Raw genomic sequence first — 19,875 nt, 5'->3', positions numbered from 1 at the left:
GGGACGTGGGGTGAAACTGACTGCTTTCTGCCGGCACCTGGGTTAGTTCAATCGTGCCGTTGCGTTATGGGCCAGTATGCTAATCCAATCGTTAGGCGACTAGATGGTGCTGACGGTTATGACTGAAATTTGACCACTTAGCCGGTATAGTTGACGACTTAGCTAAAAAGACGAGACAAATCTGTATTTAGTGTGTAAGCTGACGGTATTTAAATGGGAGGTGGTCATTGTGGTATTACTTGCGACGATGCATTTAACAAAGGTATACAAGCAACACGTTGCGGTCAATGATATTAACCTGAAAATTAAAGCGGGTCGTATGACTGCCATTCTAGGGCCGAATGGTGCGGGCAAAAGTACGTTGATCAAGTTGCTGATTGGTCAGTTAACACCGACTGCTGGAACCGTTGAGATGAATCGCACTCGTCAGCCAGGCGTTGTCTTTCAAGGCAGTGTGCTGGATGATGCCCTGACAGTTGAAGAAAATTTACGATTACGTGCCCAACAATACCGTGATGTTCCCAAGCAACGAGTCGCAGAACTACGGGTACAATTTGGTTTGACCAGCTTTTTTCAACAGCGATACGGCACACTTTCCGGAGGTCAGAAACGGCGAGTCGATATTGCACGGGCCTTACTCAATCATCCTGAAATTCTGTTCTTGGATGAACCAACTACTGGGCTGGATATTCAAACAAGAACGGTAATTTGGCAATTATTGCATGATTTGCAACAACGAGAGGGATTGACAATTGTCCTGACGACACATTACTTGGATGAAGCCGACACCGCTGATAATGTTTATATTATGACAAATGGCCGTGTTTGTTCACATGGGTCAGCTGCTGAAATCAAGCAACGTTATGGCCGACCACAATTGGTCTTGGCGGTGGCACCCAACGCACAACCTACTGTGCTGGCAACTTTGGTACAGACCGAGTTTCACGTTACTGGCAATCAAGTGATTTGTCTACCGACCGATATGGCATCTGCAATACAGATTTTGACAATCTGCCAGCCAAATTTGCTTGATTTCGAGTATCGCCCTAGCTCGTTGAACGATGCTTTTATGGCCTTGACCGGAAAGGAGTTGACTTAAATGCTTGCTTTGATTAAACGCAACTGTCGGCTCTATTTTCGAAATCACAGTGGCGTTCTGTTGTCACTGTTAAGCGCGGGAATTGCGTTTGTTCTGTATTTAGTATTTCTTAAAGCCGGAATGCACCGAGAATGGTCACAGCTCCCACAAACAAATCAGTTATTGGATAGTTGGTTGATTGCCGGTATTCTGGTCTTGACTGGCATCTCAACGACATTAGCTGGTTTGGGCCAGCTCGTCTCAGACCGTGAGCGCCAGGTTGACCGGGATTTATTGCTCACGGATGTGGGACCAGTCAGATTGGAATTAAGTTATTTGGTGAGTGCGACCATTGTCGGTATTGTCATGCAACTAGCCATGTTCGCTGGCATGTGGGGCTATTTTAGTTTTACTGATGGTCTTAGGTTTAGCGGGGCACAGTTGCTGGATGTTGTTGGCCTAATGATGATAAGTGCGGGTTTGGCGACGGTCGTGAATGCACTGATTATCGCCCGTATTCATACCATCGATAATTTTGGCAAACTTGCGACCATTATTGGCACCACGACGGGCTTTCTGGTTGGGCTGTATCTACCGGTTGGTTCGCTTCCAACTACAGCTCAGACCTTAGTCAAATTAACGCCTGAAAGTTACGCGGCATCGCTGTATCGTCAGATACTAATGAATGACACCTTAAATACTGTTTTTGCTCATATCAGCATTGCCCAAAACGATTTTGAGCGATTGATGGGTGTCCGTATCAACTGGTCGGGTTTGTTGACAGCCTCACAGACCTATCAGATAATATGCTATATCTTGGTCAGTTGCTTGTTACTGGTGCTGATTCCGGTTTGGCGACAACAATTACAATGGCGACGGTAAAGCTTTATCAATGGGAGGGTGGTCAATGTGGTTCACAGTCAATTTGAACGAGATGAACAACTGGCGCCATCTCAGATAGAAGTACTGGTTAAAGCGTCTCAACTAGGTGAACCAGTACAAGCCTTGATGCTGTATATTGACCAGTTCCAAACTGCACATCCAACTATTATCCCGTTGAAGACCAGCGAGCAACTGATGATGGTGAAGACTGCCGATATTATTATGGCGGATGTTCAACAAGGGCAACTTCTGGTCTATACGACCGCACATCTCATTCAGTCCAAAGAACCGCTTAGCCATTTGCGGCAACGACTGGCCAATCTGGATTTTGTGCAGGTCTCGAAACACGCATTTTTGAATTTGAACCATTTATTGAGCCTGAGTGATAGTTTTTCTGGTAATATGACTGCGGTCCTCACGAATCAGATCAGGACTGAGGTCAGCCGTAAATATGTGAAGACGCTGATGAAAAGCCTAGGAATATAGGGGGCAGCCATGAAAGTAAGCTTACAACGAATGATGATTGGGTGTGGTTACGGCGCAGTTGCCTATTTGGTCATTATTGCACTCAATATTCAGCCCACGCATCCTACAATGAGGAATGTTGTGAGTGTCTTAATCATGAGTGCGTTGATTGGACTGCTAACAGACTTGTTTGAACTGGACCGGCTGTCATATTTAGTGGCATTAGGACTGCATTTGCTGGGTACATTTGGGTTAACCATTAGTACGATTTGGTTTAATCACTGGCACACTGCTAGCTTCTGGGGCCTGTTTTTAGGCTGCTATCTGATTTTGTGGGGAATCGTCCGGTTTTATCAGTTTTTAGAAGTCACTAAAATCAATCAGGCCTTGGATGAACGACAAAAAAATTTGAACCAACACCAAGACTAGCAGGGTTAATCACCAGGTTTCATGAGAATTGGTCCTTTGGAATTGAATTTTCATGAAAAAGTCAGTATGATAATGAAGTAGTTTAATTTAGGATTAAGATTATATAGATAGGATGTTGATGGCTGTGAAAATGATCAAGGTACACGGTTCTGGGAACGATTTTTATTTATCAGATCAAACGCAATTTCAAGCACCGTTATCTGATGCGGATTTGAAGCAATTGGCAATTAACGTTTGTAAGCGGGACGGCGCCGGTTTATATGATGGTGCCGATGGCGTGTTAGTCGTCGATAAATCTGAACATTCGCAAGTCCTTGGTCGCATGCGGGTCATTAACGCAGACGGCACCGAGGCTAGCATGTGTGGCAATGGTCTACGGACGGTGGCACGCTACTTGGGAACCCAAAATAGTGTCGAAGATTTTCGGGTCCAGACCATGTATGCGGACTTAAAAGTACAGGCCGTTGCTGACTTTGCCGCTCATGTGCCTGCATACAGTGTTGAAATCTCACCTGTCTCATTTGACGCGCAAACTTTAGGTATGCACGCCAACCATGACGCGGCGACGATTATCAACGAGAAGATTCCAGCACTATCTGAAGATTTGAAGTTTTCAGCGGTTGCTGTACCTAATCCACATTTGATTGCATTTGTTGACCACGAGACTTTAGTTGGTCCTGAATTAGGACGAATCGGTGCCTGGATGAATGATGGCAAGAACAGCATCTTTCCTGATGGCGTGAACGTCAGCTTTGTCGAAGTCTTAGGCGCTAACTCAATTTTTGTGCGGACCTTTGAACGCGGCGTTGGCTTTACGAATGCTTGTGGGACTGCGATGTCTGCATCTTCATTAATGTACGTCTTATTGCATCAAGAAAGTACTGATTTCAACCAAGAAATTCAAGTTACTAATCCTGGTGGGATGGTCAAGACAGTCGTTCATCAAGGTGCCGATGAAGAATACTGGATGGAACTGATTGGCAATGCCACCTTTGTTCGCATCGTCACCTTGCCACTTGAGGAAGCCTTACGTGGAGATTACAGTACGGCGACTGCGACCGAAACCGGCGAACAAGCTGCGTACGAAGACTTTGTGTCGAATTTAGCACAAGTGTAACGGGTCATCACGACCGCGAATTGATGAACTGGAACCATGACCTGACCAGCAGTCACGACCGCTCGTTGGGTCATTTTTTATGCGGTTCGTTAAAATTATCGTAATCGATCGACTGAAAATTGCATTCGGTCCTAAAAATCGGTATCCTTATTGAGAGAGCAGACACTGAAAGGGGTGCTTGAGTGATGACATTTGAAGAACGCGTTCAAAGTCGCAAAACGGTCTATCAAGGTGGACTCGTGCAAGTTGAACGTCAAGAAGTCACGTTGCCAGACCAAACGACGGCGACTCGCGAAATCGTGCGGCACCAGCCAGCGGTCGCGATGCTAATGATTACGGCAGAACGCCAAATGATCGTTGAACGGCAGTGGCGAGCGGCAACGGGTGGCTTAACGCTTGAAATCCCGGCTGGCAAGGTCGAAGCCGGCGAAACGATGGACCAAGCAGCCGCACGGGAGCTCAATGAAGAGACCCGACTGACCGCCAGCCGATTAGAAGCGGTCGCCCAATTTTATACCTCACCTGGGTTTACCGATGAATTTATGAAATTGTACGTGGCGACCGGTTTAACAGCCGTTGCGACAGAGCTACCACAAGACCCTGATGAACAAATTGGGCTAATTAAGCTGGATTTGGCTACCGCCGTCGAACAAGTGCAGACCGGACAAATCCAGGATGCGAAAACAGTGATGGCGATTTGGTACTGGCAAAGTCACCCCGAGTTAGGAGTTGAAGCATAGTGGCTGATGACGAACGTGTCACCCGACAGCAATACCGGCAGCAACGCCGGCAACCAGTTGAAGACGATGAACCAACACAACCTTCAGAGCCAGAGACGAGCAGTTCGTCGCGTCAGGCTTATGCGGCCGAAAATAATCGTGCACTGGAAGAAGTAAAGACCAAACGCTTGGCACGGAAGCTCAATTGGGTGATTGCTGGACTAATACTAGGCATTATCATTGTCTTTTTAATTTTATTTTTAACACCATAGAAAGTAGGGGTTAGCGCAACATGAAATTTGGAATTATTTGTGCCATGGAAGAGGAACTCAAAACTTTGCGGGAGGCACTGCAAGACGAACGGGTCGTGCCAATCAAAGACATCACGTTTTATGATGGGACGATCGACCACCAAGAAGTTGTCTTAGTGCAGTCAGGTATCGGTAAAGTTCAAGCCGGAATGACGACAGCGTTGATGATTACGAACTTTGACGTGGATGTCGTTATCAACTCAGGTTCAGCTGGCGGAATCGGTGCTGGTTTGCATGTCGGAGACGTCGTTGTGGCCAGTGCCACGGCTTACCATGATGTCGATGCGACGGCCTTTGATTACGAGTACGGCCAGTTACCACAACAACCACTATATTACGAAACGGATGCCAACTGGGTCAAACAAATCATGGCAGCAGCAACCGCTACTGGTTTGAATGCCAAGACTGGTTTGATTGTTTCCGGAGACCAATTCATTGCTGGAAAAGCGGCGACGGATAAGATCTTGGCACATTTTCCAGACGCACTGTCCAGTGAAATGGAAGGCGCTGCGATTGGTCAAGCCTGCCATCAATTCAAGACACCTTACGTGGTGATTCGGGCAATGTCAGATGTTGGTGATGAAAACGCCGGTGTCAGTTTTGACGAATTTATTCTAGAAGCGGGTAAACAATCAGCAGCCATGTTATTGGCCCTCTTTGCGGCACAAGACCAAGCCACAGATTAATACGAGAGTAACCTTGTCCAACACGACGGCACGCGATAGACGCGTGACCAGATTCACGCACGGTGCCAGTGGTAGGACGACAGCTGAATGGCAATTAACTGTGGACTGGTTACGATAGGAAGTAAATGAAGATTTTTTAGAAGGAAGTATGACGACATGAAGCAAGTGTACCTAGACAATGCGGCCACCACGCCGATGGCTGCTTCGGTGGTTCAGACGATGACTGAGCAAATGACGCAAACGTTCGGAAACGCCTCTAGCACCCATGCTTTTGGACGGGCTGCACGGCAAGTATTGGATGATAGCCGGCACGTCATTGCCCAGAGTATCAATGCCCCCGACGATGATATTATTTTCACCAGTGGTGGGACTGAGAGTGATAATACGGCGATCATGCAGACGGCCTGGACCCGGCAACATTTAGGTAAGCATATTATCACAACGGCGATCGAACACCAAGCAATTTTAAAGTCGACGGCTTTTCTGGCAGAACACGGCTTTGAAATTACTTATTTGCCCGTCAATGAGCAAGGCCAAATCAGTTTGGACGACTTGAAGGCGGCGTTGCGACCAGATACGATCTTGGTCTCAATCATGACGGGGAACAACGAGGTCGGTTCACAGATGCCGATTCACGAAATCGGGATGTTGCTGAAGGATCATCAAGCGTGGTTCCATACGGATGCCGTTCAAGCTTATGGTTTGTTAGATATTGACGTTGAGCGTGACCACATCGACATGTTATCGACGTCAGCGCATAAGATCAACGGTCCTAAGTTTCTCGGCTTCTTATATAAACGTAATGGCGTCAACTTTCCAAGCTTCGTCAAAGGTGGCGAGCAGGAAGATAAGCGCCGTGCTGGGACTGAAAATGTGCCAGCAATCGCTGGTTTTGCGACGGCGGTTCAAGAATTGACGACTGAAGAAAAAGCACACCGACAGGCTAAATATCGGGACTTCAAGCAGTATGTTGTGGACCAATTGACGGCCAACGGGGTTGATTTTGAAGTCAACGGTTCACTCGGAGAGAACAACTTGCAGCACGTGTTGAATCTCTGGATCAAAGGGATTTCAACGTATACGATGCAAACGAACTTAGATTTGGGTGGCGTGGCCGTATCTGGCGGGTCCGCATGTACCGCGGGCAGTCTGGAACCTTCCCACGTCTTGATTGCAATGTTTGGTGAAGATTCTCCACGGGTCACGGAATCAATTCGCCTTAGTTTTGGGCGCTATACGACGAAGGCTGACTTAGACCAGTTTATCGATGTATTGACGAAGACGACCCAACGATTATTAAAGAAATAGGGGGCCCATCAAATGGCTTATACAAAAACGGTTCAATTAGATGGTGATACGACATCCTATACCTTAAGTGCAACGGTTAAGAAATACACATTGCTAGACCTGGGCTTCGTGAAGGGACGGTCAGGTGCGTTCAGTTTTGAACGGTCATTGGATCCGACATCGCCATACCAAGCAGCCTTTAAATTAAAGGTGACGGTCAATGCCGATTTAACCGGTTTTAAAATGACAACGGTCACCGGTAACGGCGTTCAACGCGTCAATATTTTTAAAAATGACGCGCATCCGGAAGCCGTTGAACAATTACGCTATATTCTCGCCAACTTTATTGAGCGGGACGTCCTCACTGAGGGCTAATTAATGAAACGCCTGGCTTGCAGCCGGCGTTTTCTTTGTTATAATGGTACTTACTGGACTTGTACGACCTTCAAATCGTGGATTCTCCAGAATCTTTTGGAAATGATGGTGAAAAGTATGACTGATCACAGTAACACGCGTGTCGTTGTCGGCATGAGTGGTGGTGTTGATTCATCCGTTGTGGCACTGCTCTTAAAGCAGCAAGGCTATGACGTGGTGGGCGTCTTTATGAAGAATTGGGACGATACGGATGAAAATGGTGTCTGTACCGCGACCGAGGACTATAAAGACGTGGCAAAAGTTGCCGACAAAATTGGGATTCCTTACTACTCAATTAACTTTGAGAAGGAATATTGGGACCGGGTCTTCACGTATTTCTTAGATGAATACAAAAAGGGCCGCACGCCTAACCCTGATGTCATTTGCAACAAGGAAATTAAGTTTAAGGCGTTTCTAGATTACGCCATGGATTTAGGTGCGGACTACATCGCAACCGGCCACTACGCGCGTTTGCAGCATGACGAAGATGGCACGATGCACTTATTACGGGGCGTTGATAGCAATAAGGACCAAACTTATTTCTTGAGCCAGTTGGATTCCAAGACCTTACAAAAGGTCATGTTCCCACTTGGCGAGATGATTAAGCCGGATGTACGGAAGCTAGCGCTAAACGCTGGTTTGGCAACGGCTAAGAAGAAGGATTCCGTTGGTATCTGCTTCATCGGCGAGAAGAACTTCAAGGAATTCTTGGGCCATTACTTACCCGCGACTCCCGGTAAGATGATGACGTTTGATGGTCAAGTTAAAGGCGAGCATGCCGGTTTGATGTACTATACGATCGGTCAGCGTCGGGGACTCGGTATTGGTGGCGATGGTGAGGATAACGAGCCATGGTTCGTGATTGGTAAGGACCTCAAGCAGAATATTCTCTACGTCGGCAAGGGTTACCACAATCCACACCTATATGCGACTCATTTGAAGGCGTCCGACTTGCACTTCGTTACTGACGAGGATCTCGGCAACGACTTCCACGTGACGGCCAAGTTCCGTTACCGTCAAAAAGACTCCGGTGTGACGGTGCATTTCAATGACGACCACACGGAAGTTACGGTGACGTTTGACGAACCCGTACGCGCAATTACCCCTGGTCAGGCAGTCGTCTTCTATAACGGCGAAGAGTGCCTTGGCTCTGGTATGATTGACGCGGCTTACAATGACGAACGCGTCTTACAGTACGTCTAACAGCAATTATCTGTTCAGTTGAAGCCCATTAGTTAGCTCAATGCTTACTAATGGGCTTTTACGCGTTGTGCTGGTTATTTTTTAGCATTAAAAATGATTAAAGAATGCGGGTTGGTTTACTGTCCGTCAGCCGATGCGCGCCTTATTCCGACTTCCGGGGCCGGCTGACAATTGCTGGAACGCAGCCGACGTCGATTTGAACTCACGCAGAAGACCACTGCGTAATTTCAAATACGAGTTTTATTCTAAGCCGGAAGCAGCCCACTTCCAGCTAAGAATAATTTGGCTACTGAGCATTGTCATCCGGCCCCTCCAGTCGGGAAACCGCTCGAATGGCGGATGAACGACCACCTATTCTGGTACAATTGATCACCGAACATTAGATGCCTGGTCCTTCAGGCTAACTGTGAGCCAGGAGTAATGATTCCTAGCCATTGAGGTGGTGGTTCATATTCAGTCTGACTCGAAGATTCAACTTGTAAGAGCTAGCATTTTTGCCACTCCTGTAGAGAGGACGCCAAACAATGGACAAACGAGGCATGGGGCAATGGAAATCAAAACAAATCTGACAGTTAGATCACAGACGTACCGTTTATTACGAATCAATGACCAGTCGTTCTAAAGTTGAGTCCGCAAATGCCGCCTTTCGAATGGAATCCAGGCTGGAAGGTGTTTCTGACAATGCTCAGCGGCTTCTAGAGTGTGAGGTTCAGACGGGTTGGGACTGAGGATTAGCCTAGCTAGAGCGTTAAGCGGCGCATTCCCGCTTGGCGTTCTGGCGTAGCTAACCGGAAGTCCCAGTCTGACCCGAGCACATTTCGGCAATGTTGCATAGAACGTAAAAGACCAGTATTTAAGACGCGGGTTGTCGGCTTAAATCTGTGTCCATCGCGTTCCAGCGTTGTCAGAAATACCGGTAAGCCGGCATAGGACGTAGATTCGCTGCAAGTTTACGGTAACTCGCTTTGTTTCCAGCGGGTCTCAGCTGGCTACTTTTGAACTTAAGAATTGTCATGATTTAATCATGATTCATGACACAAATCAACTAACATAACGAGTGGTCTATTAGGTGTTCGCGAATTAAAAACTGCGGGTTGCAATTCTGACTGGGGTTGATTAAGCTAAATGGAGTGAGGTTTCAGTGTTGCTGCTGGAATCGTGAAGGAGAAGTTAGTTAGTATGAAGAAATTAGCACATCTAAGACTTTTTGATACCCTTTCTAAGAAGATGGTGGCGGGATTCATCATTTTAATTATGATTGGAACGGGGTTATTAAGTTTGCCATGGGCGACGCCAGCTGGTGTGCACACGTCATTGATCGATGTGGTGTTCACGGCAGCTTCCGCGACCTGTATTACCGGGTTGACGGTCGTCAATACTGCCGCACATTGGAGCACTTTTGGGCAATTAGTGATTTTAGCCCTATCAGAAATCGGCGCCCTCGGTTATATGACATTTGCCGTATTGCTTTTTAATATCATGCGCCGTCAAATTGGGTTGTCCACTCAACTGATGGTCAAAGCGTCACTTAACTTGGAAAGTCTCAGTGATACCAAGAGTGTGATGAAATATGTCGTCGGTTTGTCGCTGCTGTTTCAACTCGGTGGGCTCGGACTTCTGGCCATAGATTTCGTGCCCCGATTTGGCTGGCGGCATGGCTTATATACGGCGATGTATCATGCCGTGATGTCATTTTGTAACGCTGGTTTCGATGTCTTTGGGAACAGCCTACAAAGTTTTCGCAACGACCCTTACGTGCTGATTGTGACGATGATTTTGATTATCGCCGGTGGACTGGGCTTCTTAGTCTGGCGTGACTTGTTGTTATTCCACGTTCGTAAACGGTTGACGTTGAATTCAAAGTTGACGTTGCTAACGACCATTAGTTTGTTCGTGATTGGGTTTGCGGTGCTACTCGTGACGGAACGGGATTTAAAACTGCTGCCAGCGGGGACGTCGTGGTTTAACCGCACGATCAATACCCTGTTTTTGAGTGTGACACCGCGAACGGCGGGACTGATTACGATGCCGACGCAGGGACTGCAGGCAGGGAGTTTATTTGTCATCATGATCTTGATGTTTGTCGGTGGAACACCCGGTTCAACGGCTGGGGGGATCAAAACGACGACATTTGGCGTGTTGATGTTTCAAAGTATTGCCCAGCTACGGGGTCGTGAAGATGTGGAATTTAGTCATCGCCGCTTTAGTCAGGAGAATATTAGCCGGGCACTGATGTTGATTTTTCTGGCCAGTGTCGTGCTAACGGTCGCAACTTTGATTCTAACGCAGACGGAACGTATTCCGAAGGGCTTTGGGCTGGAGTACGTGCTCTTCGAAGCCTTGTCCGCCTTTGGGACGGTTGGATTGAGCTTAGGACTAACGCCGAACCTGAGTGTGATTGGTAAAATTATCATTATGATGCTGATGTTTATTGGGCGGGTCGGAATTTTCACGTCGTTGTACGCCCTTTCGAAACGTCAGGCTAGAGTCAACGTGATTCGTTATCCGGCTGAAAACATCTTAATTGGGTAGCGTGAATCGTGCAATGATAAGGAGGACGACATGAGAAAAAGTTTTGCGGTGTTTGGACTCGGACGCTTTGGTGAAGCGGTTGTCCGGACACTGGTGGCTGAACATCAGGATGTGTTAGCCGTGGATATTAAGGAAGAGCCGGTCAATGAATTGATGGATGTTGCGACGCAGACCATGATTGCGGATACTCGTGATGAAGAAGTGTTGCGCGACTTGAACGTGGAATCGTTTGATTACGTCATTATCGGAATCGGTAATAATATGGAAGCCAGTATCCTAACGACGATGTTGAGTAAGGAGCAGGGGGCCAAAAAAGTGATTGCCAAGGCCGAGACTAGCGACCAAGGCCGGGTGCTCGAACGGGTCGGTGCCGATCAGGTCATCTTCCCAGAGCGTGACATGGGTCAGAGTGTGGTCCGCAAACTGTTGTCCAATCACATTCTCAATTTCATTGATTTAAGTGATGAGTACACGTTGGCGGCAATCGAAATTACTGATCCAAACTTTGTTAATCAAAATTTGATTGACCTGAATATTCGGCAGCGATTCGGTCTGACCGTGATTGCCATCAAGCATGGCAAGGAAATCAACGTTTCGCCGAAGCCAACGGACATGATGGCGTTGCATGACGTGATTACCGTTGTCGGTTCCATCAAGAGCGTTAATGCGCTGGATGACGCGTTAAAAAAATAATTGAATTAATCAAGTTAAGTTCGTCGAGACAATTCTGCCTTGACGGACTTTTTTGTCGTGGAACCCGTTTAGAACTTGCGCGAGCATGCGGTAGGACGGAAAAGTTGTTGATACGGAAACTTAATGAATCAAGATTTTACCAACTCTTTCGTTGCTTGTACATGCTAAACTGATGATGGCGTCAGGGGAAGAGGACGGTGAAAGCGTAATCATAAAGTCATTAGTAAAATGATACAACAATTCAATTTGGTCAAGAGAGAAATGGAGGAAGTAACATGCGAACTTTTAAAGTGATGACCGGTCTTAGTAGTGGGGTCACCCTACTATCACTGGCGTTAATGCCACTGGCGGCCTTTGCTGCTGGACCTGGAACGGCGGATGGCAACTTAACGACCGTTTCCACCGGTTACGTTGCGGATAGTACTGGCAATGCTGAAGCGTTATCTAACGCCCAATTTACAGTAATGCCTGGTGAATTAACGTTGAATGCCGTGCCAAATATCGCACTCGGTTCAACTAACGTCAAGAACATTGCCTCGGGTCCGACGACCTTGAACGCAACCAGTGGTAACACTTCAGGTGGTGCCGGGTACGATGGTAATGGGCGTGGCAATCTGAATATCAGCGATTATCGTGGTAACCATGCTGGTTGGAGTTTGACGGTCGGAATGGGACCATTCAGTGCCGGTGCCGCAACCATTGATACGGCGACTCTGAATTTGAATATGACAAAGGGGACGGTCGACAATACGGATACGTCAGCACCGTCCGCACTGAGTTTGAGTCAATCGACGGTCACGAATGGTTGGGTCGCAAGCCCAGCAACGTTATGGAGCGCCAGTGCTGCTACTGGTGAAGGTGACAACACCGCCACAACAGCCACAAGTAGTAACTTACAAGTTGCAAAGCAAAGCAACGTTTCGGCCGGGACGTATTCCGCGACGCTCTACTGGACGCTACAAAATGCGCCAGCCGCTGCCGCTGCACCTAAGGCCGCTTCGTAGTCAGTTAGTGCTTTCTTAACAGGTCACATGAGTCAATGAGTCGTGGGAGGTGTTGATATGTGGTTTAAAAAAATCAGTCAGTGGTGGGTGTTAGTGCTGGCGTTAATGCTTGGTGGTCTCTTGGGAATGCAACCAATCCATGCAGCGACGAGCACTCCCGCGTCAGGTTTTGTGTTGACACCTCTACTGCCCAAAGACCAGCTCGATAAACAAGCCGGGTATTTTAATTTAAAAGTAACGCCGGGAAGTACGCGGGAGCTGAAAGTATCCGTTAGCAATCCCAGTAAATCGGCAATTACCCTTGAAGTGACGCCGGTGAACGCCACGACTTCGGATGCTGGTAGTGTTGCGTATGTGCCGTCAAATCGGCAAGATCCATCGGCAACCACCACGTTTAAGGACATGACTTCAGCTGGGGTCACCGTGCAGCTCGCTGCACATCAGGCCAAGACAGTCGGTTTCACCGTAACGATTCCGAAAAATGGGTTTAAAGGTGAAGTGTTAGGTGGCTTATTTGTTACCAACCCAACTGCTAGTGCCACTAAACCAACGAATGATCAAGGGTTTGTCTTGAAAAATCGTTACGCAGAAGTGACGGCGGTTGCACTCTGGTGTCAGCCACAGGAAACGATTCCCGTCCAACTGGTGCTTGATCAAGTTAAAGTCACAACGGACAATGGTCAACCAGTTCTATTTGCCAAACTGCGCAATCTGGCGCCAACGCTTTTTGGTCAGTTGACGATTCAAGCACGTGTGATTGACCGAGCAACTCGTAAGACAGTCGCAACCCAACGACTGAAATCAGGTTCAATGGCGCCAAATAGCTGGTTTAACTACCACGTGGCGCTCGGATCTGACCGGTTAGCAGCCGGTAACTATCAATTGAAGCTGCACTTAACCAGCGGGACACGCGTATGGAACTTTAGTCATAACTTCACCCTGACTGCGCAACGAGCCAGTCAGCATAATCATCGACTGGTCGGTCCACACAAAGTGAACTGGTGGTTATGGGGGAGTTTAGCGCTAGTCGGACTGTTAGCCTTGCTGATGGCGGCATACTGGTTCGGTCAACGGCGTTCACGTAAGGAGTGAGGCGTGATGAAAAAATGGGTTAGGTGGGTATGGTTCACACTTAGCGTCATACTCGTCTGCTGGTATTTTACTCCTGTCGTTGAAGCGGCCAAAACGGCACCGCAACCACCAACTTCGCGGCCAACTTCAATTGTTGGTTTGAACCTTTCCGGTGGTTTTACGCAACAACCCATCGATAGTAATGTGATTGGTGGTCAGTCAGTGACGCTGTCCGTTCGTGCCCAACGCAGTGCGTTAGAAGCCGCGACTAGTCTAGTCAGTGGTCGGAAATACGTTTGGTGGCAATCAACTGATGGTGGTCAGACTTATCAAAAAGTCGGTACGAACAGTCGGACCTACACGTACAACGCGCCCGAGGTGACGGCAACGACGCCGGTTTATTTTCAAGTTCAATACGATTTCTCAGGTATCGGGGCCTTTCCGGATTATTGGTCAAAAATTGCAAAGGTGACGGTAACCCCGTCACGAGTTCCGACGACTGGTATTAAGGTTAGCAGCGATGAACAGTTGCTGAATAATTCAGACGAGACAATGGTTCACGCCGCGCTGACACCCGAAACTGCGACGGATCCCGTCACGTGGAAGAGTAGTGATCCAACCTTAGCTTCTGTGGATGACTACGGCAATGTCATCGCTGCAGATGTCGCCAAAGATAACTCAGGGCTGGCCGATGATCATGGCTTAGTCACGATTACGGGTACCTCTAATGGTCTAAGTGACAGTGTTCAGATTCAAGTTGGTGCGCTACAAGACGTGACCGTTACTGAAGGCACGCCAGCGACATTTACTTTGCCAGCGTTACCAGAGGGCGTGACGGTTGCCAATTGGTACCGTGTCAAAAACGGCAAAGCCACTGCCTTGAATGTGACGGATACGAGTTACACGGTTAAAACACCAACGAACGCGGATGATGATGGCACGGCGTACTATGCGAGCTTGAGTTATCCAGTCAATGGCAAACCTCAGACGGTCACCACTAATGCGGCCCGCTTAACGGTCAAGTCTGGTGGGCAGTTAGCGCTGATGGCGGTGCCTAATTTGAATTTTGGAACGGTCACACTGAATACGCTTGCGCGTGGAACGACCTTAGCTTTGGCCAAGCAGTCCGTTGCAACCGGTGCGACATATGATGGTAATAACGACCAGCAATTGGCCGTTGTCGATCACCGAACCGTGGGTGGGGATTGGCAGTTACTTGCGAGTCTCAGCCCGTTTGCGACGACTGGTGGTGCCGCCATTCGAACCGCGCAAGTTGAGTTGAAGGCGACGAACGGCCAGCTGGCACAAAGTTTAGTGGCGGATGGCACTGCTCAGACGGTCTATACCCAGTCGGGACGTCAAAGTCAAACCTTTGATGTAACGCCAAGCAGTTTGACCTTACCCGCAACGCCGTTAGCTTCAGCCGGACAGTATCAGAGTACCATTACCTGGACGTTGGCAGTGGTTCCAGCACCATGAATTTTAGGGTAGCTTGTTTGATGACAGGCTACTCTTTTTTATTAGCTATCGGTGGTTTGTTAGCAGACCGGAAGTCACTAGTTCTAGTTGACATAATTTTATTTTTATTAAGTTAATTGGAAATTGACAAAATAGGTGAACAGATTTTGAAAAGCAAGCTGAAAACTGTCATAATGGATAAAGTAGTCGTCGTTTGTCCAGCTGGCATCTGTGGTACTGCTAGTCGATCAGAACACGATTTGGGGCCAGTAAACCGTCGCAAGTTGTCTGATAATTAGCGGTTGCCGCGCGGACCAATCGGCGAAATATATAGGTTATCAATACGAGGAAGTAAGCAATTGACAAAATTATTATTTATTCGCCATGGCAAAACTGAGTGGAATCTTGAAGGCCGCTACCAAGGGTCACAAGGAGATTCACCGTTGTTGCCAGCGAGTTATCAAGAAATTCATGAGTTAGCCGCAGCATTGCAGGATATTCATTTTAGTCACTTATACGTGAGTCCGTTGAAACGGGCGCGAGACACGGCGATGACGTTGCGCCATGACTTGAATCAACCAGAGTTACCGTTAACGGTCCTGAGCCGCTTACGCGAATTCAACTTGGGTAAGATGGAAGGGATGGCTTTTACTGCGGTGGAAGCGACATATCCAGCCGAGTTTGACGCATTTCGCAATCATCCGGATCAATACGATCCAACGGCGATTCAAGGGGAGAGCTTTCAACAGTTATTGAAGCGGATGACGCCTGCCATCACCCAGATTGTTCAGGCTAATCCGCGTCGTGAAGATAACGTCTTGATCGTCAGTCATGGGGCGGCATTGAATGCGCTAGTGAACTCATTGCTGGGTGCATCCCTAGCAACGTTGCGTCAACGGGGTGGCTTGTCGAATACGTCGACGACTATTTTGGAGACCCGTGATCGTGGCCGGCATTATAAATTATTAGACTGGAATGATACGTCGTACTTATCACGGCGTCCAGATGCGACGGATACCATTTGATGATGAAAGGAATGTGAGTGTGTATGGCAAAGCAGACGCGGCCAGATAAGGCGGCCCAACAGGCGTTAGTTCATGAATTAGTGGGCAAAATCGATGCCCGACCAGAAGATTATCACGCGTATTATGATTTGACGGCCTTACTGACGGCCGGAAAAGATTACGAGCAGGCCGAAGCACTGGCAATGAAAGCCCTCGGCAAGTTTGAATCGCAACAACCAGCTGGTGATTTATTCCGCTACGCGCTGGGTAACGTCTACTATCAAGCTGAGATGTACGACAAAGCGTTGCCATTTTATCAGCAAATCACGGATCCTAAGTTGAAGACGGATGCGTATATGATGAGCGGTCAGGCGTTAATGGCCAAACGTGATTATCAACACGCCCTGGTCTGGGCAATCACTGCTCAGGAGGCTCAGCCCAAGCAAGCCGATACCAACTTGTTAGTAGCAGATATTTTACTTGCATTAGGCAATAATCAGCAAGCGTCGGAATATTACCATCAGGCGTTTAAAATTGACCCGCAATCTGGAAAAGCCGCGTTTAACATCGGCTTGACTGCGATGGTGCTGGGTCAACCCTATGCCAAGTGGTTTGAGAAAGCAGAAAAGCTAGATGCCGCTTACTTTAAAGCCCATCAGCAACAACTCTCAGATATTGAAAAAATGTTGGCGAGTCAGTCAGAACATAAACAGTCTAATGAATAAGGAGGATTTTTCGTGACGGACGAACAAGCAAATTTATTTTCCGATGATGTCGGTCGTAACCCTGTCAGCCATTTTGTGGTCGGCAAGGTTGCTGCCACTTTTTTTAGTAGTTCTGATAGCTTCTACAAAGTTTTGTTAGTTAAAGTGACCGAGCAAAACATCGATTGGTCGGAAGATGAAATCGTGGTCACCGGAAATTTTGCCGATATTCAGGAAGAGACCACTTATCGGTTTACAGGTCGGACTGTGACCCATCCCAAGTATGGCGTCCAATTCCAGGCCGATAATTATCAAAATGAGACGCCGACAACGCGCAGCGGCTTAATTGCTTATTTGTCAGGTAATGATTTTCCTGGCCTGGGTAAACGCACGGCGGAGCGCATCGTGGATACGTTGGGTGAAGATGCGATCGATAAAATTTTGGCCGACCCCAAGGTGCTCAAACCGATTGGCTTACGCGCCGGCGTCCAGGCGACCTTAGTCGACACGTTGACAGTCAATAATGGGCTCGAACAGACGATTATTGGCCTCAATGCGTATGGTTTTGGGAGTCGCCTGGCTGCTGCCATTTATGCGCGTTATCAAGGCGACACGCTCGCGCGAATTCAAGAGAATCCATACTGCTTGGTCGAAGATATCAAGGGGGTTGGTTTTAAGAAGGCCGACCAGATTGCCGCTCAACTCAATATCGACCCGCAAGCGGATGAACGCTTAAAAGCAGCGCTGCTCACTGAAATCGATGAGTTGTGTGTGGCGAACGGCGATACTTATACGACTGCTAAGCCACTTTTGAATCAAACCTTACAGTTGCTGGAGAATGCTCGGCATGTGCGGATCGATCCGGATAAGTTAGCCGACCAACTCGTTGTTTTAGCCAAAGAGAATAAGATCGTTGGCGATGAGAACCGAATTTATCTGCGAGGGCTCTATGAAGCGGAGTGGCGGGTCGCCGAACAGCTAAAACGGTTACTGGACGAGGAAGATGAGCACCCGTTGACGGATAAAGCCGTCGAAAGTGCCATCCAGCACGTCAGTCGTGCTAGCAACATCACCTATGATGCCTCCCAAACAGCAGCGTTGAAAGCGGCCATCACGTCGCACGTCTTTTTACTGACCGGGGGCCCCGGGACTGGAAAGACGACTATCATTCGTGGCTTGGTTGCGCTATACGCTGAACTGCATGACGTGGTGCTCGATGTTAACCAGTATAAAGATGAACCATTTCCGATTTCGTTAGCGGCGCCAACTGGTCGAGCTGCCAAACGGATGGCAGAAACTACCGGGTTGCCTGCCAGTACGATTCACCGCCTATTAGGATTGACTGGTCGTGAAGATGGCCCAGAAGAACCTAGCAAGGAACTTCAGGGTGGCTTACTGATCATTGATGAAATGTCGATGGTGGATACGGTGCTCTTTCAGCAGTTGCTGACGTCGATTCCGAGTGAGATGCAAGTGATTTTCGTTGGTGATAAGGATCAATTGCCATCAGTTGGGGCCGGGCAAGTCTTCCATGACTTACTACAGTTTAGTGAATTGCCGCAGATCGAGCTAACGACCATTTATCGACAAGGCAACGATTCCAGCATTATTCCGTTGGCACACGCCATTAAGGATGGTCAGTTACCTGCTGATTTCACCGTTAATCAGCCAGACCGTTCGTTTATTAGCTGTAACGCTTATCAAGTTAACCACATTATTGAACAGGTGGTCGGTAAGGCCAAGGCGAAGGGGTTTAGTGCAGATGATGTTCAGATTCTAGCGCCGATGTATCGTGGAACGGCGGGTATCGACCAACTCAACACGACTGTACAAAACATTTTTAACCCGCTCAAATCTGCGCGGCAGAAACATCTAACCTACAATGGCCAGGACTTTCGAGTTGGTGATAAGGTCTTGCACCTGGTCAACTCACCGGAAGATAACGTCTTTAATGGCGATATCGGTCGGATCGTGGGGATTGACCTGGCTGGTGATCCGCATAATGAGTCCAAAAAGGACCAAATCACGATTGCGTTTGATCAAAACGAAGTGACTTATCAACGGAGCGATTGGAACCGACTGACCCTGGCTTATAGTATGTCGATTCATAAATCACAGGGGAGTCAGTTCAAAATGGTGATTTTGCCGATGGTGCCACAATTTTCCAGAATGCTGCAACGCAATTTGCTCTATACGGCCGTGACGCGTGCGGAACAGATGCTGATTTTGCTTGGGGATATTCAATCCTTCGAACGTAGCGTCACGAATGAATCAGTCAATCGCCAAACAACTTTAACAAAACGACTCCGTCAAGTTTGGGGAATAGAAACGAGTGACGAAGCGGCTGAACTGGAAGCGTCGGCTGAACCTGCAACTGATGTGGAAGCAGCGGCTGGTGATTCTGAGACCACCACGGAAGGTGAACCAACTCAAGCCAAGTCGAAAAACGATGATGATGTGATTTCAGCCCAATCGGTTGAGACGGCGGCAGATGATGGTGAATCCGGGGTTAGTACGGCAGCGCAGCCTACCCAGAGCCCCACTGTATTAACGCCTATGCTCGTGTTAAGCCGGCAGATTGACCCAATGATTGGTATGGCTGGTATTAAGCCAACAGATTTCATGCCACAAGCAACTAATTAGTGGCTGATTGTTATAGACAAATTGTGGTAAGGACGGTATTGTGGCATGTTTAGAGAATTATTTTCAAAAAGTCTTTGCTTAATAATTTCGAACTGGTCCGTCGCCCAAAGTTGTGCTGTTTCAGTCAAAAATATGCTTTCCTAGCAGTTTTTCGGGCGGGTAACTGCTATAATCA

General features: G+C 47.9%; 19 protein-coding genes. All 19 read left to right on the top strand.

All coding sequences use genetic code 11. From position 1 onward, the window contains the following. The first annotated feature begins 247 nt into the window (after positions 1 to 247). The gene (locus KGF65_RS14260; RefSeq protein ID WP_101874302.1) at positions 248 to 1,099 is read left to right on the top strand and encodes an ABC transporter ATP-binding protein; all 852 of its coding nucleotides are present in this window, start codon (positions 248 to 250) and stop codon (positions 1,097 to 1,099) included. After that, positions 1,100 to 1,960: an ABC transporter permease gene (locus KGF65_RS14255; protein WP_216748515.1), complete on the top strand. Its 861-nt coding sequence runs from the start codon at positions 1,100 to 1,102 to the stop codon at positions 1,958 to 1,960. It abuts the gene before it with no gap. Positions 1,961 to 1,987: 27 nt separating this feature from the next. Beyond that, positions 1,988 to 2,446 (top strand): LytTR family DNA-binding domain-containing protein, encoded by a 459-nt coding sequence (locus KGF65_RS14250; protein ID WP_105924009.1) that lies wholly within the window; start codon positions 1,988 to 1,990, stop codon positions 2,444 to 2,446. A 9-nt stretch (positions 2,447 to 2,455) separates the two neighbouring features. Further along, positions 2,456 to 2,854 (top strand): DUF3021 domain-containing protein, encoded by a 399-nt coding sequence (locus tag KGF65_RS14245; protein ID WP_101873290.1) that lies wholly within the window; start codon positions 2,456 to 2,458, stop codon positions 2,852 to 2,854. 118 nt (positions 2,855 to 2,972) lie between these two features. Then, positions 2,973 to 3,971, top strand: coding sequence for a diaminopimelate epimerase (gene dapF, locus KGF65_RS14240; RefSeq protein ID WP_101873291.1), 999 nt, complete (start codon positions 2,973 to 2,975; stop codon positions 3,969 to 3,971). Positions 3,972 to 4,156: 185 nt separating this feature from the next. Then, complete coding sequence (locus tag KGF65_RS14235) at positions 4,157 to 4,711, top strand: NUDIX hydrolase (protein ID WP_050338405.1); 555 nt, start codon at positions 4,157 to 4,159, stop codon at positions 4,709 to 4,711. Beyond that, on the top strand, positions 4,711 to 4,962 hold the full coding sequence (locus KGF65_RS14230) for a hypothetical protein (RefSeq protein ID WP_050338406.1): 252 nt from the start codon (positions 4,711 to 4,713) through the stop codon (positions 4,960 to 4,962). Before KGF65_RS14235 ends, KGF65_RS14230 begins: the two co-directional genes overlap by 1 nt. A 20-nt stretch (positions 4,963 to 4,982) precedes the next feature. After that, the gene (locus KGF65_RS14225) at positions 4,983 to 5,687 is read left to right on the top strand and encodes a 5'-methylthioadenosine/adenosylhomocysteine nucleosidase (protein ID WP_050338407.1); all 705 of its coding nucleotides are present in this window, start codon (positions 4,983 to 4,985) and stop codon (positions 5,685 to 5,687) included. 156 nt (positions 5,688 to 5,843) lie between these two features. Beyond that, positions 5,844 to 6,995: a cysteine desulfurase family protein gene (locus KGF65_RS14220; RefSeq protein WP_050338408.1), complete on the top strand. Its 1,152-nt coding sequence runs from the start codon at positions 5,844 to 5,846 to the stop codon at positions 6,993 to 6,995. 12 nt (positions 6,996 to 7,007) lie between these two features. After that, positions 7,008 to 7,349 (top strand): DUF1831 domain-containing protein, encoded by a 342-nt coding sequence (locus tag KGF65_RS14215; protein WP_003639063.1) that lies wholly within the window; start codon positions 7,008 to 7,010, stop codon positions 7,347 to 7,349. Between the two features lie 3 nt (positions 7,350 to 7,352). Further along, on the top strand, positions 7,353 to 8,591 hold the full coding sequence (gene mnmA, locus KGF65_RS14210; RefSeq protein WP_301554305.1) for a tRNA 2-thiouridine(34) synthase MnmA: 1,239 nt from the start codon (positions 7,353 to 7,355) through the stop codon (positions 8,589 to 8,591). Positions 8,592 to 9,770: 1,179 nt separating this feature from the next. Further along, positions 9,771 to 11,123: a TrkH family potassium uptake protein gene (locus KGF65_RS14205; RefSeq protein WP_050338410.1), complete on the top strand. Its 1,353-nt coding sequence runs from the start codon at positions 9,771 to 9,773 to the stop codon at positions 11,121 to 11,123. A 30-nt stretch (positions 11,124 to 11,153) separates the two neighbouring features. Next, entirely contained in the window at positions 11,154 to 11,816 is a 663-nt protein-coding gene (locus tag KGF65_RS14200; protein WP_050338411.1) for a TrkA family potassium uptake protein, read from the top strand. A gap of 275 nt (positions 11,817 to 12,091) precedes the next feature. Beyond that, the gene (locus tag KGF65_RS14195; RefSeq protein ID WP_101873293.1) at positions 12,092 to 12,820 is read left to right on the top strand and encodes a WxL domain-containing protein; all 729 of its coding nucleotides are present in this window, start codon (positions 12,092 to 12,094) and stop codon (positions 12,818 to 12,820) included. 57 nt (positions 12,821 to 12,877) lie between these two features. Next, positions 12,878 to 13,912: a DUF916 and DUF3324 domain-containing protein gene (locus KGF65_RS14190; protein ID WP_088771097.1), complete on the top strand. Its 1,035-nt coding sequence runs from the start codon at positions 12,878 to 12,880 to the stop codon at positions 13,910 to 13,912. 6 nt (positions 13,913 to 13,918) lie between these two features. Next, on the top strand, positions 13,919 to 15,370 hold the full coding sequence (locus KGF65_RS14185; RefSeq protein ID WP_101873294.1) for a WxL domain-containing protein: 1,452 nt from the start codon (positions 13,919 to 13,921) through the stop codon (positions 15,368 to 15,370). A gap of 338 nt (positions 15,371 to 15,708) precedes the next feature. Continuing rightward, entirely contained in the window at positions 15,709 to 16,374 is a 666-nt protein-coding gene (locus tag KGF65_RS14180; RefSeq protein ID WP_003639056.1) for a histidine phosphatase family protein, read from the top strand. A gap of 23 nt (positions 16,375 to 16,397) precedes the next feature. Continuing rightward, on the top strand, positions 16,398 to 17,078 hold the full coding sequence (locus KGF65_RS14175) for a lipopolysaccharide assembly protein LapB (protein WP_213472528.1): 681 nt from the start codon (positions 16,398 to 16,400) through the stop codon (positions 17,076 to 17,078). 12 nt (positions 17,079 to 17,090) lie between these two features. Further along, positions 17,091 to 19,700: an ATP-dependent RecD-like DNA helicase gene (locus KGF65_RS14170; protein ID WP_101873296.1), complete on the top strand. Its 2,610-nt coding sequence runs from the start codon at positions 17,091 to 17,093 to the stop codon at positions 19,698 to 19,700. The last annotated feature ends 175 nt before the right edge of the window (positions 19,701 to 19,875 follow it).

Origin of the sequence: Lactiplantibacillus sp. 30.2.29 (assembly GCF_018991255.1) — a bacterium.
Classification (GTDB): Bacteria; Bacillota; Bacilli; order Lactobacillales; family Lactobacillaceae; genus Lactiplantibacillus; species Lactiplantibacillus pentosus.
This window is presented reverse-complemented; position numbering and strand designations above follow the sequence as displayed.